Origin of the sequence: [Actinomadura] parvosata subsp. kistnae (assembly GCF_900323885.1) — a bacterium.
Lineage (GTDB): Bacteria > Actinomycetota > Actinomycetes > Streptosporangiales > Streptosporangiaceae > Nonomuraea > Nonomuraea composti.
The window spans coordinates 54,341-70,296 of sequence record NZ_OOHJ01000031.1; the positions used below are offsets into that span (position 1 = coordinate 54,341).

The following is a 15,956-nucleotide window of genomic DNA, read 5'->3' on the forward strand; positions in this document are numbered from 1 at the left end:
GTCGCGCATCGGATGGTTTACGTACCGGCCCCGGATTGTGTCGGTGATCATCCCTATGGTTCGGGGCATGACATCAGCGGTACAGGCATACACCTACACCGGGCCCTCCGTGCTGGCCGGCGGGAAGCTCGGCCTCTCGACCTCCGGTGGCACGGCGTTATCCGGCCCCGCCGCCCACCCGAGGTTCTTCAGCGGGCTGCTCACCCACGCCGCCCCGGCCGCCGCCGGGCTCCTGGCCGTGGCCGACGTGGCGCTCACCCGCTACCACCAGCCCCGCCCCGGATCGACCCGCGACCCCGTCGTCACGTGCGACGGGCAGCGGCTCAGGTTCGAGTCGTTCTCCGCCTGCGGCGGCGTCTACGCCCGGCTCGACGTCCTCGCCCTCGACGGCGACATGCTCGACCGCGGCACCACCAACGTCGACGTCAACGGGCCGCTGCGCGAATCCCTGGCCAGGGTCGGCGGCAACGACCCGCTCCACCTCGGCGTCGGGGCCGACGAACTGACCGTCACCACCCTCGACGGGCCGTCGTGGAGAAGAAGGTGCCGCTGCCGCCGCGGTGGCTGCGCGGCTTCGCCGAGGTGCAGGTGATGGCCGCCGGCTGGGACCTGCGGGCCGAGCTGACCGCGCCCCAGGCCGTCCGCTTCCTGCGCTCCTTGCCCAAGGGCGCCCGCTCCACCGTCTGGGCCGTGCCCGCCGGCCGCGACCTGCGGCTGTCCGCCACCGGCGGGCGGGGCGGCGTGTGCCTGTCCGGCACCGGCCGCGTGGCCACGCTCCTGCCGCTGCTGCGCTTCGCCAAGGCCCTGCGCGTCTACGGGCCCGCCGACGGCTCCGCCACCGCGAGCGCGTGGGAGCTGGAGCTGCCCGGCATGCGCTACACGCTCGCCGTCTCGCCGCAGCCGGCACGCGGCTTCTCCGGCGAGGGCCAGGTCCTCGACGACCTGGCCACCGACGAGGCCGCCGCCGACGCCGACGTCATCGGCATGCTCCTCACCTTCCAGCCCGCCGTCGAACTCGGCCTGCTCACCGACCGCTCCGGGCTGCCCCTTCAGCGGGTACGCGCGGCGCTCACCCAGCTCGGCACCGCCGGCCGCGTCGGCTACGACCTGCACGAGGCCGGCCACTTCCACCGCGAGCTGCCCTACGACCGGGCCCAGGTGGCCGCCCTCAACCCGTGCCTGACCGCCGCCAGGAACCTCGCCGACTCGGGCGCCGTCCGCCTCCTGCCCGCCGGCCAGGCCGAGGTCACCACCGACGGCGGCGTACGCCGCGTCGGCCTCGCCGACGGAACGTGCACCTGCCCGTGGTGGTTCGACCACCGGGGCTCCCGCGGCCCGTGCAAGCACGTGTTGTCGGCCAGGATCGCGTCCCGCCTGGCGGTGGAGGCCACACCGTGACGACGGACGCGGGGGCGAGCGGGTGCGACGCGCCGGTGGCCGCCGGAGCCCTGGGCGCAGGCCCCGGGACGGTGGCGGAGCCGTCGGGCGGAGGCAAGGTGACGGTGGCCGGGCCGTCGCGCGGAGGCGGCGTGACGGTGACCGCCGGGCCGCTGGGCGCAGACCGCAAGACGGCCGCCGAGCCGTCGGACGGAAGCGAGGTGACGGTGGCCGTGCCACCGGGCGGCGGCGGTGTGACGGTGGCCGCCGGGTCGATAGGCGTCGGCCGCACGACGATCGTCGGGCAGTCGGGCGGAGATGAGGTGGCGATCGCCGGGCCGTTGGGTGGAGACGGCGTGTCGGTGGCCGTCGGGGTGCTGGGCGCAGGCCGCACCACAGCCGCCGGGCCGTCGGGCGGAGGTGAGGTGACGATGGCCGTGCCACTGGGCGGCGGCTACGAGGCGATGGCCGGGTCGGTGGGTGAGACGGGGGTCGGGCCCGTGGGCGCGTGGGAGTCGGTGGTGGAGGCGATCGACCGCGGGGACCTCGAACTCGTCGCCGGGCGGGTGCTCGCGCTCGACGAGCGGGCCCGGCGTGAGGTGGCCGCCGCTCTGCCCGCGTACATCGCCGTGGCCGAGGAACGTGCCGCGGCCCGCCGGCACGAGCGCGAGACCAGGCGCGACCGCGAGGCCGAGGCCGCCTGGCGTGCGTACGTGCGGGCCGAGGAACGCGACGGCCGCACCGTCGAGGAGCACGAACGCTGGCGCTGGCTGGCCCAGCGGTTCATGGCCGGCACCCGATCCCCGGCCGATACCTGGGCGGCCGCGCTGCGGGTGGCCGGGGCGGCGGCCATGGGCGGGCCGGCCGCCGTCGCCGCCTGGCTCAGCCGCCGCGACCTCCTGGAACGGTCGACGCGCGACCGCGGCACCGCCGACGCGCTGCACCGCATCCTCGAACGCGTGCTCGCCGCCCGCCCCGCCGCCTGGCAGGCCGACTTCGCCGCCCGCGCCGCGCTGGAACTCCGCCCTCCCTCGGGCCGGAGAGGAGGCCGGGACCCCATGGCCGGGCTCGTGCTGACCATGCTGCGGCGCACCGGCGCCGTCCCGCCGCACCACGACCCGCTCGTCGTGGCCTGGGCCACCGCCACCCCCATCGCGGCCGAGCTGCGCGCGGACCCGCTGCTCGACCACCTCGTGCCCCGGCTGTTCGAGGCGGAAGGCGTCGGACGGCTGCTGCGCGACGAACGCGCCGACCCGCCCGACCCCAGGAGCTGGCTGGCCGCGCTCACCAAGCTGCAGCGCGACGGCCGCATCGGGCGCGACCTGCTGCTCGACGGGCTCCTGCGGCGCTTCCTGCGCGGCGGGCAGCCCGCCGACCTGCGCTTCTTCGTACGGCTGCACGAGCTGCTCGATCCCACGTACGACGACGTGAGCAAGCGGCGCCGCGACTACCTGCGGCTGCTGCCCGCCGCGCCCGGCATCGTGGCCGAGCCGGCGCTCCGGCACCTGCGGCGGCTCGACGACCTCGACCCGGGCGAGGTGACGGAGGCGGTGCTGGCCCTGCTGTCGAGGGGCGAGCGCAAGCTGCTGACGGCCGGGCTCACCTGGCTCGACGAGCTGGCCCGCGACCCCGGGGCCGACCTGGAGACGCTGGCCCCCGCCCTGGGGTACGCGTTCGCCTGCGAGTCCGCCGACGTGCAGGGGCGGGCGGTGCGGCTGGCCGTCAAGCACGCCAGGCGCTTCGGGGAGGCGGGGGCACGGGCCGTGTGGGAGGCGGCGACGGTGCTGCCGCAGGAGCTGGGGGAGACCTTGGCCTCGGCGTTCGGCCCGGTATTGGGTGGGGCGTTCCGGGAGGTTGGTGAGGATCCGCGCGATTCCGATGGGTTCGTGCCGGTACCGCTGCCTCCGCCGGTCACCGCCGCCCCGTTCCCCGCGCCCGTGACGGCGGCGCGGGACGTGGAGGGGCTGCCGGACGGCGGCCGGTGGGAGGCCGCCGAGCTGTGGCTGGCCGGGGTCGTGCGGCTGCACGCGATCGATCGCGCCGGGCTCGCGTCCCGGCTGTCGGCGCTGATGCCGGGCGTGGCCCCGCCGGACGGGCGGTGGCTGGCGGTCTGGCACTGGGCCTGGGAGATCGCCCGGCTGCTGACGCAGCACAGCGGGGCTTCCGGTAGCGCTGCACCTGCGACGGACGCACGGCCCTCACCTGCGACGGACGCACGGCCCTCACCTGCGCCGACGCCCGTGCCCGCGCCTGGGTCTGCGCCTGAGCCCGCGTTCGCGCCCGAGCCTGCGACGGCGGCGTACCTCTCGCGGCTGCCCGAGGCCGGGGAGGTGCCGGGGCCGCACCTGTTTCTGCTGCGGCGCTGGGCCGAGGTGTGCGGGGCGGTCGAGGGCGGGACGTTGCCGCCGTACCTGCTGGCCGAACCCACCTCGATGACCGGCCATCTCGACGGCGCGGTGCTGGTGGAGCGCCTGGAAGGGTACGAGCGGGCGGGTGTCGAGGCGTTGCCCGCCGACCTGCGGCAGGCGCTGCTGCGGCTGCCGCGCGGCATCGCGCCCGAGGTGGTGGCGCGGCCGGACGGCTCACCTCGCGGGCGGGCCGGGCGGCGGCGCGCTGGATGGGCGGAGAGCGGCCCGAGCCCGTCGCGGAGATCGCCTGGTGGTACTACCCGCCGGCCGGGACGCCGGGGTGCGGTGACCGGCAGGTGTACCGCGAGGACCGCGAGCACGCCGGGACGGGCGCGGTGCTCTACGAGCTGACCGCTCACCTCCGCACGCTGCCATCGCCGGGTCCGCTCCCGACGGATGCCGCGCCTACCACCGCACCGCCCCCTGCGGGCGGTGAGCCGCTGACGACCGCATCCCCGGCCACCCTGCCGCCGACCAGCACGCCGTCGGTCGCCGCGCCGCCCCCCACGCTGTCCGCTGCGAGCCATGAGTCGGCGGGTGACGGGTTGCTGGGCGGGCCGGTCGGGCATCGGTTGAAGGAGCACGACGGATATCTGCGGTGGTGGCCGTACCTGATGCCGTCCGATCGGGAGGTGGTGGCCGCGCATCTCGTGCCGCACCTGACCGAGCGGTGGCAGCGGGCCCGGGCCGAGCCGGGGCAGGCGTGGGCGCTGGCGGTGGCGGACGGGCCGATGGGGGAGGCGGGGGCGCTCGTGCAGGCGTACTTCGTGGCCGACCGGGCCTGGTGCGCCGACCCGGGGGAGCGGGCCAGGCCGTTCGTGGAGCTGGCCGCCCGAGGGGAGCTGGACGCCGAGCAGGTGGGGCGGCAGCTCGCGTTGCTGGTGCGCAGGACGGACCTCAAGCCGGGGCCGGTGTTCGAGACGCTGGAGAGCGCGGCGGCGCTGGGGGCGCAGCGGGAGGTGTGGCGGGTCATGGCGGGGTTCCTGCCGGTGTTCCTGCCGGGGCCGGGGGAGCGGACGCACACCCGGCACGCGCAGGGCCTCACGTTCGCCTTGCGGGCGGCGCGGTGGGCGCAGGCGCGCGGGGCGGTGGCGTGCGTCGCGGAGATCGCCCGCCGCCGGGCGTCGAACACCTTCGTCCGGGAGGCCCGCAGGCTGCACACCTATTTGACGTGACGTGACGGCTCGTCCCCACCCGGCCCCGGGTGGGGACGAGAAGGTGTCAGAGGTAGAGGCCGGTGGACTCGTCGCCGGGCGTCGGGGTGATGTCGCGGCCGGCGCGCAGCGCGTAGAGCTGCGCGAGCGTCGCCCCGGACGGCCCGACGCCCTTCGAGGAGCCGAGCCAGGCGGTCGCCTCCTCCTTGCTCAGCGGCCCCACCTCGACCTGGGCGAGGCAGCGGCCGGGACGGACGACGGCGGGGTGGAGGCGGGCGAGGTCTTCGTTGGTGGTGATGGCCACGAGGACGTCGCGGCCCTGCCCGAGCAGCCCGTCGGTGAGGTTGAGCAGGCGGGAGAGCCCCTGCCCGGCCTGGGCCTTGGCGCCGGAGCTGATGAGCTCGTCGCAGTCTTCGAGGACGAGCAGGCGCCAGCGCTGCGCGTCTTCGTCGGTGTCGTAGCCGACGGCGACCTCCATGAGGTAGCCGGGCTCGTTGAACAGCCGCTCGGGGTCGAGCACGCAGTCGACCTGGCACCAGTCGCGCCACTGCTTGGCGAGGGAGCGCAGCAGCGTGGTCTTGCCGGTGCCGGGCTCGCCGTGCAGGAGGATGAGGCGGCCGTTGACGTCGGCCGGGGTGAGCGACATGAGCCGGTCGAGGGCGGGGCGCACCTTGGCGGAGTAGTTGGAGCTGATCTCGTGCCAGGGCTGCGCGGTGATCGGCTTCTCCGATCGGGTGCCGCCGTGCATGCCGCGCCACCAGAAGCCCATCTCGACGTGGTCGGCCTCGGGCATCGGCTCTTCGGCGCCCTCGATGCTCTCGGCCAGGACGGTCTTGGCGAGGTCCTCGTTGACGGCGGTGACGCTGACGGTCGCGGTGCGGTTGCGGTGCCGGATGACGCGCAGGGTCCAGCCGTCTCCGCTGATGAGCCGCGACTCGGAGCCGTCCTCGACGCGGGCGGTGCGCAGCACGCGGCCGCCGGCGGGGGTGAGGGTGGCGTCGGGGCGCACGCGCTCGAGGTTGGCCAGGCGCGACCAGGGCTGCGCGCCCGTCGCGAACGGCGACAGCGCCAGGGCGTCGATGACGTCGATGGCCGAGTCGGCGTCGTCGATCCAGATGTTCATCGGGAGCTCAGAGGAGTCGGGGCTGGGGAACGGCACCTCCCTGATCACAGACATACTGTTGATGATCTCCGTCTCTGGGCCTGATGTCGAAGGGTTTTGGCTGGGGATCGGCTGCGTTTCGTCCTCAGCGTACCGGCTGAGGGGGAGAGCCGCCCGGAGCCCGGCGCGGGCGGCCCGAGGGATGTGCTGGGATTTGCGGCTTCCCGCACCGATCGCCCGTTGTCATGCGGAAGGCATGATCGCCCGGTACCGTGTCCTCGGGTCAAATCACTCCTTACTCGGAGGTATCGGGGAAGTGTCGAAGATCACGTTCCGCGAGCGGGCGCGGTACTGGTTCGACAACACCATGTCCAGGGGTACCGCCTCCCTGATCGGCTGGCTCGCCGTGGTGTCGGTCGGGCTCATCGTGGTCGTCGCGGTCCTCACGATGTGGCTGGCCCCTGGTGAGCCCGAAGGCGTCGGGCACATGGGCGAGGTGCTCTGGATCGCCCTCATGCACGCCCTGACCCCGGGCAAGGTCGCCAGCGACAAGGGCTCGCTGGCGTACATGACGGTGATGTTCATCTGCTCGCTCGGCGGCCTGTTCATCGTCAGCATGCTCGTCGGCCTGCTGTCCAACGGGCTCAAGCAGCGGGTGGACCGGCTGCGCCGGGGCCGCTCGCGGATCGTCGAGTCGGGGCACACGGTGATCCTCGGCTGGTCGGACCAGGTGTTCACGATCGTGTCCGAGCTGATCAAGGCGCACGCCAGCCAGAAGGGCTCGGTGATCGCGGTCCTGGCGGAACGTGACAAGCTGGAGATGGAGGAGGCCATCCGCGAGCACGTCGGCGATCTCGGCAGGACCCGCGTCGTGTGCCGCACCGGCCGCCCCACCGAGCCCCGCGACCTCGCGCTGATGAACCTCGCGGCGGCCCGCTCCGTCGTCGTGCTCTCGCCCGGGGGCGACGACCCCGACGCGCACGTAATCAAGATCCTGCTCGCGCTGGCCAAGCGCCACGGCGCGCACCCGCCGGTGGTGGCCGGCCTGACCTCCAGCCGCAACATCGCCGCCGCCCGGCTGGCCGGCGGCCCGGACGTGCACCTGGTCGACTCCGACGACACCGCCTCCCGCCTCATCGTGCAGTCCTCCCGCCAGTCCGGCATGTCCGTCGTCTGCATGGACCTGCTGAACTTCGACGGCGGCGAGATCTACCTGCGCACCCCGAAGAAGCTCGTCGGCGTCACCTACGGCGAGGCGCTGCACGCCTACCAGACCGCCTCGGCGATCGGCCTGCGCCGCCCCTCCGGCGTCGTGCTGAACCCGCCCGCCGACACAGTGATCAACGCCGACGACGAGATCGTGGTCATCGCCCACGACGACTCCCACGTCCGCCTGGCCGCCGGCAAGCCCGCCATCGACGAGTCCGCCATCGTCACCGCCGGCGCCGCGCCCACCGAGCCCGAGCGCACGCTCCTGCTCAACTGGAACGGCCGCGCCGAGCAGATCATCCGCTACCTCGACGGCTACGTGGCGCCCGGCTCGGTCCTGGAGGTCGCCACCGACCACCCCAAGGCCGGCGCCGACCTGGAGGGCCTGCGCAACCTCACCGTCAACGTCAAGGACTGCGACACCACCGACAGGTTCGCCCTGGAGTCGCTCGGCGTCGGCCTCTTCCAGCACGTCATCGTCCTGTCCGACGACCGCTACGACCCGCACCACGCCGACACCCGCACCCTGATGACGTTGCTGCAGCTGCGCGACATGCAGAGCACGCTGCGCGAGCACTACTCGATCGTCAGCGAGATGCACGACGAGAACAACCGCGCCCTGGCCGAGGTCACCGAGGCCGACGACATCGTGATCAGCGACACCGTCATCGGCCTGCTCCTGGCTCAGCTCGCCGAGAACCGGCACCTCGCCGACGTCTTCGCCTACCTCTTCGACTCGCGCGGCTCCGAGATCTACCCGCGCCCGGCGGGCGACTACGTCAAGACCGGCACGCGGGTGTCGTTCGCGACCGTGGTGGAGTCGGCGCGGCGCAGGGGCGAGACCGCGATCGGTTATCGCAATGCCACCGCGCGCAACGACCCGCCGCACTACGGCATCGTCCTGAACCCCGACAAGTCCGAGCAGATCGTGCTCGGCCGCCGGGACTCGGTGATCGTCCTGGCCGAACGCTGACCGGCGCCGGGCGAGTGGGTTAGCGTTTGCCCGTGAGGACCATTGACTGGGTCGACGGGGCCGTCGAGCTCGTGGACCAGACGCTGCTCCCCGACAAGCTCGTGATGTTGCGCATCCACACCGTCGCCGAGCTCGTCGACGCCATCCGCCGGCTGGCCGTGCGCGGCGCGCCCGCGCTCGGGGTGGCGGGGGCGCTCGGCGTCGTCCTGGCCGACGGCGACCCCGCGCAGATCGCCGAGCTGCGCGCCGCCCGCCCCACCGCGGTCAACCTCGCGTGGGGCGTCGACCAGGCCGCCGCCCGCCTGCCGCAGGGCCGCGAGGCGGTGCTCGCGGCGGCGCTCAAGGTCCGCGACGACGACATCGCCGCCTGCCACGCCATGGGCGAACGCGGCGCGGACCTGCTCGAAGGCGACCGCCTGCGGATCATGACCGTGTGCAACACCGGCGGCCTGGCCGCCGTCGAACGCGGCACCGCGCTCGGCGTCGTCCAGACCCTGCACGAGCGCGGGCGCCTGGCCGAGGTGCTCGCCCTGGAGACCCGGCCCCTGCTCCAGGGTGCCCGGCTCACCACGTGGGAGCTGGCCAGGATGGGCGCGCCGCACCGGCTCGTCGCCGACTCCGCCGGCCCTTACCTGCTGGCCAAGGGCGGGGTCGACGCCGTGCTCATCGGCGCCGACCGCATCGCCGCCAACGGCGACACCGCCAACAAGATCGGCTCGTACGCGCTCGCGCTCGGCGCCGAACGGGCCGGGGTGCCGTTCGTGGTCATCGCCCCCGAGTCCACGATCGACCCGGGCACCCCGTCGGGCGAGCACATCGCGATCGAGGACCGCGGCGACGACGAGATCGTCTCCTTCAGGGGCGTACGCGTGGCGCCGGAGGGCACGCGGGCCCTGAACCCGGCCTTCGACGTGACCCCGCACGACCTGATCAGCGCCATCGTGACCGAGCAGCGGGTGATCAGGCCGTAGCGGCGAAACCGCCAATCGGCAAGACCTGGCCGCATCGATCGGGTTACGCTCGGTCATCATGTTCTCAACCCCCGGAGAGCACCGTGGCCATCGATCTGGTAGTGCGGCGCGACTGGTCGGCGCGGGCGCCGCGCGGCGACTACACACAGCTCGACTCGACCAAGGGCGTCAAGGTCCACTACACCGGCGGCCTCGTCTCGCCCGGCATCGTGACCGACCATGACGCGTGCGTCGCCCTCGTCCGCTCCATCCAGGGCTACCACATGGACGGCAACGGCTGGATCGACATCGGCTACTGCGCCGACGAGGAGACGGAGATCCTGACGCGGCAGGGCTGGGTCTCCTACCGGCGGCTGCGGGCCGGGGATCTCGTCCTCACCCTCGACCATGAGACGGGGCTGTCGGAGTGGCAGCCGGTGATCGAGGTGTGCGTCTTCCCCGCCCGTCCGCGCGAGATGATCCGCATGGAGGGCGCCGGCCACTCCTCGCTGACCACCCCCGCGCACCGCTGGCCCGTCGAGCGGGGCGCCGGGCGGCCGTGGGTGACCACGGAGACGATGGGCCCCGGAGACCGGATGGTGCTCGCGGCCCCCTGCGCGGACCTGCCCGCCGAGGCGAAGTGGTCCGACGCGTTCGTCCAGCTCGTCGCCTGGTTCTCCGCCGGGCAGGGGGACGGCCTGGCTTCGCCGGTGCGGGACGCCGGGGTCCGCGCGGCGCTCAGGTCCGTCTTCGGGACGTCCGCGTGGCGGGAGCTGCCGGCGCCGGCCCGGCGGGAGCTGGACGAGGTGGCGCCGGGGCGGGTGCCCGGCCACGCGTTCCTGCTGTCGCTCACCAGGGCGCAGCTCTCCCTGTTCGTCGAGACCGTGGCCGGCGGCGAGCGCGTGGCCGCGTTCGGGGAGCGGGCCGCCGCCGAGGCGTTCCTGCTCGCCGTGCTGCTCACCGGTGCGCCGGTGACCCTGCGGCAGCAGTCGCGCGGCGGGTGGCAGGTGCGTCTCGGACGGCGGCGCACCCTCGCCCCGCACGCGGCCCAGCGCAAGGGACGCCTCACCATCACCAGGGAGCCCTATCACGGCGAGATCTGGTGCCCCCGCACGGCGAACCAGAGCTGGCTTGCGCGCCGGGCCGGGACCGTCTACTTCACCGGCAACTCCTACGTCGCCTGCCCCCACCAGAAGGTGTTCGAGGGGCGCGGGCTCCACCACCTGCCCGCCGCCAACGGGCCGGGGCTCAACGCCGGCCACTACGCCGTGCTCGGCCTCGTCGGCAACGCCGGCCTCGTCGAGCCGACCGACGGGATACTGAACGGCATCCTCGACGCCGTCCAGTACGTCCGCGACTACGGCCGCGCCGGCAAGGAGATCAAGGGGCACCGCGACGGCTACTCCACCGACTGCCCCGGCGAGCCGCTCTACGCCTGGGTCAGGCGCGGCGCGCCCCGCCCGGAGGCGGCTCCGGCCCGCCCGCCCCGCCGGCCGCGCCGCCGTTCCCCGGGCGGTTGCTGAAGTACCCGCCCGTCATGCGGGGGGAGGACGTGCGCACGTGGCAGGAGCAGATGCGGCGGCGCGGCTTCGACCTGGCCGCCGACGGCGCGTACGGGGCGCGCTCGCGCGAGGCGTGCCTGAGCTTCCAGCGGCAGCAGGGCATCACCGGCGACGGGATCGTGGGGCCGCTCACCTGGCGGCTGACCTGGGAGGCGCCCTCCGCCTGAGCCCGGCGCCCGCGCCCGCCGCCCCCCGGGGTTACTGACGCGTACTCCTTCCGCCTACTATCCGAACCATGGAACTGGCAGCGGGGTTCGCGTCCATCTCACGAGACGACTGGCGCGCGCTGGCGGCGGAGGTCCTGCGCAAGTCGGGGATCGAGGCCGGCTCGCCGGAGGAGGTGCTGTCCAGGGCGACGTACGACGGGGTGACCGTCGCGCCGCTCTACGACGCCGGCGACCTGCCCGGCGATCCCGGGCTGCCGGGCGCGGCCCCGTACGTGCGGGGCGCCCGCGCCGCCGGCGGGTGGGACGTGCGGCAGCGGCACGCCGTCGCCGACCCGGAGGCCGTGCTGGCCGACCTGGAGAACGGCGTCACCTCGCTGTGGCTGGTGGTCGGCGACGGCGCGATCCCGGTGGGCGAGCTGGGCGCGGTGCTCAAGGACGTCTACCTCGACCTGGCGCCGGTCGTGCTGGAGGCGGGGGAGCGGACGCCCGAGGCCGCCGACGCCCTGTTCGCCCTCGCCGCCGCCCGCCGCCCCGAGCCCGGCGCGCCGGCCGGACCGGGCGCGGGCGAAGGGGCGCTGAGGGGGAACCTGGGCGCCTCCGCCGTGCTCGGCACCGGCGGGACCGAGCTGGCGCTGCGCTGCGCCGCCGAGTACCCGGGCCTGCGGGCCGTCACGGTGGACGCGACGCCGTACCACGACGCGGGCGGCAGCGACGCCGAGGAGCTGGCCTGCTCGATCGCCCAGGGCGTCGCCGAGCTGCGGGCGCTCACCGGCGGCGGGCTGTCCGTGGAGCAGGCGCTCGGGCAGATCGAGTTCCGGTACGCCGCCACCGCCGACCAGTTCGCCACCATCGCCAAGCTGCGCGCGGCCCGCCGCCTGTGGGCCAGGGTCGCCGAGGTCTGCGGCGCCCCCGGCGCGGGCGGGCAGCGGCAGCACGCCGTCACCAGCTCCGCCATGATGACCGCCCGCGACCCGTGGGTGAACATGCTGCGCACCACCATCGCCTGCTTCGCCGCCGGGGTGGGCGGGGCGCAGGCGGTCACCGTGCAGCCGTTCGACGCGTGCCTCGGCCTGCCCGACGCCTTCTCCCGCCGCATCGCCCGCAACACGCAGTCGCTGCTGCTGGAGGAGTCGGGGCTCGGCCGCGTGATCGACCCGGCCGGCGGCTCCTGGTACGTCGAGCGCCGCACCGCCGACCTCGCCGCGGCCGCGTGGGCGTTCTTCCAGGAGATCGAGGCCGGCGGCGGCATCGTCGCGGCGGCCGAGCTGGTGTCGGGGCGGATCGCCGCCACCCGGGAACGCCGCGACGACGACATCGCCCACCGCCGCTTCCCGATCACCGGCGTGAGCGAGTTCCCCGACCTCGGCGAGAAGCCCGTCCGCCGGCGCCCGGCGCAGGCGCCGCGGGACAGCGGCGGGCTGCCGCGGGTCCGGTACGCCGAGCCGTTCGAGCGCCTGCGGGACCTGGCCGACGCGCGGCCCGAGCGCCCCAAGGTGTTCCTGGCCACGATCGGCCCCCTCGCCGCCCACACCGCCAGGGCCGCGTTCGCCGCGAACCTGTTCCACGCCGGCGGCCTGGCCACCGAGACGGCCGGCCCCGGCACCGACCCCGAGCAGATCGCCACCGCGTTCGCCGTCAGCGGCGCCACCGTCGCGTGCCTGTGCTCCAGCGACAAGCTGTACGCCCAGCACGCCACCGCCGTCGCCAAGGCGCTGCGCCGGGCTGGCGCGCGCAAGGTGTGGCTGGCGGGGAAGGGACACTACGAAGGCGTGGACGCCCTGCTCCACGCCGGTTGCGACGCCCTGGCCGTGCTCCGCGAGACGTTCGACGACCTGGAGGTGACCCGATGATCCCGGACTTCTCCGGCATCCCGCTCGACCCCCTCAAGGAGCGGCCGGCCCGGGCGCCGCAGCCGGCGGGCGAGCCGTGGGAGACGCCCGAGGGCATCGCCGTCAAGCCCCTCTACACGGCCGCCGACCTGGAGGGCCTCGACTTCCTGCGCACCTACCCCGGCGCCGCCCCGTACCTGCGCGGCCCGTACCCCACCATGTACGTCACCCAGCCGTGGACGGTCCGCCAGTACGCGGGCTTCTCCACGGCCGCCGACTCCAACGCCTTCTACCGGCGCAACCTCGCGGCCGGGCAGAAGGGCCTGTCGGTGGCGTTCGACCTGGCCACCCACCGCGGCTACGACTCCGACCACCCGCGCGTGGCCGGCGACGTCGGCATGGCGGGGGTGGCGATCGACTCCATCTACGACATGCGGCAGCTCTTCGACGGCATCCCGCTCGACCGCATGTCGGTGTCGATGACCATGAACGGGGCCGTGCTGCCGATCCTCGCCCTCTACATCGTGGCGGCCGAGGAGCAGGGCGTCGCGCCGGAGCAGCTGTCGGGGACCATCCAGAACGACATCCTCAAGGAGTTCATGGTCCGCAACACCTACATCTACCCGCCGGGCCCGTCGATGCGGATCATCTCCGACATCTTCGCCTACACCAGCGAGAAGATGCCGAAGTTCAACTCCATCAGCATCTCCGGCTACCACATCCAGGAGGCCGGGGCGACCTGCGACCTGGAGCTGGCCTACACGCTGGCCGACGGCGTGGAGTACCTGCGGGCCGGGGTGGCGGCGGGCATGGACGTCGACCGGTTCGCGCCGCGCCTGTCGTTCTTCTGGTGCATCGGCATGAACTTCTTCATGGAGGTCGCCAAGCTCCGCGCCGCCCGGCTGCTGTGGGCCAGGCTCGTCTCCGGCTTCGGCGCCGAGAACCCCAAGTCGCTCAGCCTGCGGACGCACAGCCAGACCTCGGGCTGGTCGCTCACCGCCCAGGACGTCTTCAACAACGTGGCCCGCACCTGCGTCGAGGCCATGGCCGCCACCCAGGGCCACACGCAGTCCCTGCACACCAACGCCCTCGACGAGGCGCTCGCCCTGCCCACCGACTTCTCCGCCCGCATCGCCCGCAACACCCAGCTCCTCCTCCAGCAGGAGTCGGGCACGACGCAGGTGATCGACCCGTGGGGCGGCTCCTACTACGTCGAGCGGCTCACCCACGACCTCGCCGAGCGCGCGTGGGCGCACATCGAGGAGGTCGAGGCCGCCGGCGGCATGGCCAGGGCCATCGAGGCGGGGCTGCCGAAGCTGCGCATCGAGGAGGCCGCCGCCCGCACGCAGGCCCGCATCGACTCCGGCCGGCAGCCCGTCATCGGCGTGAACAAGTACCGCGCGACCTCCGACGAGGACATCGAGGTGCTCAAGGTCGACAACAGCGCCGTCCGCGCCGAGCAGCTCGACAAGCTCGCTCGCCTGCGCGCCGAACGCGCCCCCGAGGCCGTCCGGCACGCCCTCGACGCGCTCACCAAGGCCGCCGGCCACCCCGCCCCCGGCCTGGAGCACAACCTGCTCAAGCTGGCCGTGGACGCCGCCCGCGCCAAGGCCACCGTCGGCGAGATCTCCGACGCCCTGGAGCGGGTGTTCGGGCGGCACGCCGAGCAGGTGCGTACGATCACTGGCGTGTACCGCGACGAGTCCGGATCGGCCGGCAACATCGAGCGCGCCCGCGCGGCCTGCGCCGACTTCGAGCGCGCCGAGGGCCGCCGGCCGCGCATCCTCGTGGCCAAGATGGGCCAGGACGGGCACGACCGCGGCCAGAAGGTGATCGCCACCGCGTTCGCCGACCTCGGGTTCGACGTGGACGTCGGCCCGCTGTTCCAGACGCCTGAGGAGGTCGCCAGGCAGGCCGTCGAGGCCGACGTGCACATCGTCGGCGTCTCGTCGCTGGCCGCCGGGCACCTCACGCTCGTGCCCGCGCTGCGCGCCGCCCTGGCCGAGCTCGACGCCGCCGACATCATGATCGTGGTGGGCGGCGTCATCCCGCCCGGCGACCACGACGAGCTGCGGGCCGCGGGCGCCGCCGCGATCTTCCCGCCGGGCACCGTGATCGCCGACGCCGCCCTCGACCTGCTCGAACAGCTCCGGAGCCGCCACTGACGCCGCTTGGGCGGCTCCGGACCGGTCGGCAGGCCGTCAGCAGTCCGTCAGTAGGCCGCCGCCTCGTCGCACATCGTGACCGAGATCGTGCGCTTGGCGGTGACCGGCGACAGGATGCGCAAGGTGACCGTGTGGGTGCCGCCCGAGCTCGTGAGCGGGCGCGGCGAGGTCAGGTACCGCTGGCCGTTCTCGGCGATGGTCGCCGTCGCGCGGCCGGCCGGGGCGCCGTCGATGAGCCAGGTGTAGGTGAACGTCACCGGGGCGCCCGTGCGGCGGACCAGCGCCTGCAGCGTCACCTCGCCGCCCGCCCAGCACTCGCCGTTCTGGGTGCCGCCGGGGCGGACGTACATCACCCGGAGCCGGTCCGGGGTGGCGGTGGGAGTGCCGGAGACGCCCACGCCGTCGCTCGGGACCGTGCTCGGCGTGCCCTCCGACTGGGGGCTCGGCCTGGTCGTGCGGGTCCGCCTCGGGGTCGGCTCCGCGGTGGCGGCTGAGGTCGTCGGCACGCCGGTGGTCACGGCGACGTTGTGGGTCTTGGGAGTGGGGGTGGTGGGGGTGAGCCAGACGATCGCGCCGGCCAGCGCGCACACGCACACGCCGGAGACGCCCGCGATGAGGACCTTCTTGAGCGTACGGCCCCTGCGCCGCGCGGGCGGCGCCGGCTCGTCCTGGCGCGGCGGCGGGGCGGCTCGCTCCCGTGGCCGGCGGGCGGGTACTGGGCCGTCGCCGGCTCGTCCATCGCCACCGGAGCGCCCAGCGGCATCCGCCCCTCGAACGCGCCCCCCGCCCCGAACGCCGCCGTGGCCCCCTGGGACGGGGCCGCCTGCGACGAGGCCTGGGATGGGGCCGCCTGGGACGGGGCCGCGCCACCGAACGGCTCCGGCGCCTGCGGCGTGCCCGGCCGGTCGTGGGCGCCGGGCGGCTGCTCGACCGGCGACGACAGGTCGAACAGCGCCTGCAGCGGCGAGGTCGCCGGGCCGGGCCCCTCGTGCGCGCCCGCCGCCTCGACCCGCGAGCGGCCATGCTCATGACCCCGCCCGTGCTCACGACCCAGGCCGTG

13 protein-coding genes are annotated in these 15,956 nt (G+C 74.6%); 11 read left to right on the forward strand and 2 right to left on the reverse strand.

Translation table 11 applies throughout. The features are described 5' to 3' along the window. Positions 1-67: 67 nt before the first annotated feature. Genes KIS93_RS67025 through KIS93_RS60110 form a run of 4 tightly spaced genes read left to right on the forward strand, consistent with a single transcriptional unit; the run spans position 68 to position 4,960 of the window. The gene (locus KIS93_RS67025; RefSeq protein WP_246005557.1) at positions 68-592 is read left to right on the forward strand and encodes a hypothetical protein; all 525 of its coding nucleotides are present in this window, start codon (positions 68-70) and stop codon (positions 590-592) included. Continuing rightward, positions 532-1,398, forward strand: coding sequence for an SWIM zinc finger family protein (locus KIS93_RS67030; RefSeq protein WP_246005558.1), 867 nt, complete (start codon positions 532-534; stop codon positions 1,396-1,398). The genes KIS93_RS67025 and KIS93_RS67030 overlap by 61 nt, the downstream gene beginning before the upstream one ends. Further along, positions 1,395-4,136: a DUF6493 family protein gene (locus KIS93_RS60105; RefSeq protein ID WP_186405126.1), complete on the forward strand. Its 2,742-nt coding sequence runs from the start codon at positions 1,395-1,397 to the stop codon at positions 4,134-4,136. The genes KIS93_RS67030 and KIS93_RS60105 overlap by 4 nt, the downstream gene beginning before the upstream one ends. Beyond that, on the forward strand, positions 4,082-4,960 hold the full coding sequence (locus KIS93_RS60110; RefSeq protein ID WP_186405127.1) for a hypothetical protein: 879 nt from the start codon (positions 4,082-4,084) through the stop codon (positions 4,958-4,960). The genes KIS93_RS60105 and KIS93_RS60110 overlap by 55 nt, the downstream gene beginning before the upstream one ends. A 46-nt stretch (positions 4,961-5,006) precedes the next feature. Here the strand turns inward: KIS93_RS60110 and KIS93_RS60115 are convergent, their stop codons facing one another. Next, positions 5,007-6,116 (reverse strand): DUF5925 domain-containing protein, encoded by a 1,110-nt coding sequence (locus KIS93_RS60115; protein WP_080040849.1) that lies wholly within the window; start codon positions 6,114-6,116, stop codon positions 5,007-5,009. Positions 6,117-6,357: 241 nt separating this feature from the next. Between KIS93_RS60115 and KIS93_RS60120 the strand changes: the two genes are divergently transcribed. The 6 genes from KIS93_RS60120 to scpA all read left to right on the forward strand — a co-directional run bounded on the left by KIS93_RS60120 (position 6,358) and on the right by scpA (position 14,896). Continuing rightward, positions 6,358-8,223, forward strand: coding sequence for a CASTOR/POLLUX-related putative ion channel (locus KIS93_RS60120; RefSeq protein ID WP_080040848.1), 1,866 nt, complete (start codon positions 6,358-6,360; stop codon positions 8,221-8,223). 32 nt (positions 8,224-8,255) lie between these two features. Next, positions 8,256-9,194 carry an S-methyl-5-thioribose-1-phosphate isomerase gene (gene mtnA, locus KIS93_RS60125; RefSeq protein ID WP_080040847.1) on the forward strand — a complete coding sequence of 313 codons (939 nt, stop codon included), beginning with the start codon at positions 8,256-8,258 and terminating at the stop codon, positions 9,192-9,194. A gap of 83 nt (positions 9,195-9,277) precedes the next feature. Then, positions 9,278-10,696 (forward strand): N-acetylmuramoyl-L-alanine amidase, encoded by a 1,419-nt coding sequence (locus KIS93_RS60135; protein ID WP_246005559.1) that lies wholly within the window; start codon positions 9,278-9,280, stop codon positions 10,694-10,696. A gap of 14 nt (positions 10,697-10,710) precedes the next feature. Next, positions 10,711-10,902 carry a peptidoglycan-binding domain-containing protein gene (locus tag KIS93_RS67035; RefSeq protein ID WP_246005560.1) on the forward strand — a complete coding sequence of 64 codons (192 nt, stop codon included), beginning with the start codon at positions 10,711-10,713 and terminating at the stop codon, positions 10,900-10,902. Positions 10,903-10,970: 68 nt separating this feature from the next. Continuing rightward, positions 10,971-12,752, forward strand: a complete 1,782-nt coding sequence (locus KIS93_RS60140; protein ID WP_080040846.1) for a methylmalonyl-CoA mutase subunit beta — start codon at positions 10,971-10,973, stop codon at positions 12,750-12,752. Further along, the gene (scpA, locus tag KIS93_RS60145) at positions 12,749-14,896 is read left to right on the forward strand and encodes a methylmalonyl-CoA mutase (protein WP_080040845.1); all 2,148 of its coding nucleotides are present in this window, start codon (positions 12,749-12,751) and stop codon (positions 14,894-14,896) included. Before KIS93_RS60140 ends, scpA begins: the two co-directional genes overlap by 4 nt. 47 nt (positions 14,897-14,943) lie before the next feature. Here the strand turns inward: scpA and KIS93_RS60150 are convergent, their stop codons facing one another. Next, positions 14,944-15,492, reverse strand: a complete 549-nt coding sequence (locus KIS93_RS60150) for a hypothetical protein (RefSeq protein ID WP_186405128.1) — start codon at positions 15,490-15,492, stop codon at positions 14,944-14,946. Between the two features lie 204 nt (positions 15,493-15,696). Between KIS93_RS60150 and KIS93_RS60155 the strand changes: the two genes are divergently transcribed. After that, a complete protein-coding gene (locus tag KIS93_RS60155; RefSeq protein ID WP_186405129.1) occupies positions 15,697-15,927 on the forward strand; it encodes a hypothetical protein in 231 nt (76 codons plus the stop codon). The last annotated feature ends 29 nt before the right edge of the window (positions 15,928-15,956 follow it).

What these genes read in the sequence shown, in the direction of transcription:
- scpA (WP_080040845.1), top strand. Translation starts at nt 12,749, where the DNA reads ATGATCCCGGACTTCTCCGGCATCCCGCTCGACCCCCTCAAGGAGCGG.
- KIS93_RS60140 (WP_080040846.1), top strand. Translation starts at nt 10,971, where the DNA reads ATGGAACTGGCAGCGGGGTTCGCGTCCATCTCACGAGACGACTGGCGC.
- KIS93_RS67035 (WP_246005560.1), top strand. Translation starts at nt 10,711, where the DNA reads ATGCGGGGGGAGGACGTGCGCACGTGGCAGGAGCAGATGCGGCGGCGC.
- KIS93_RS67025 (WP_246005557.1), top strand. Translation starts at nt 68, where the DNA reads ATGACATCAGCGGTACAGGCATACACCTACACCGGGCCCTCCGTGCTG.
- KIS93_RS60115 (WP_080040849.1), bottom strand. Translation starts at nt 6,116, where the DNA reads ATGTCTGTGATCAGGGAGGTGCCGTTCCCCAGCCCCGACTCCTCTGAG.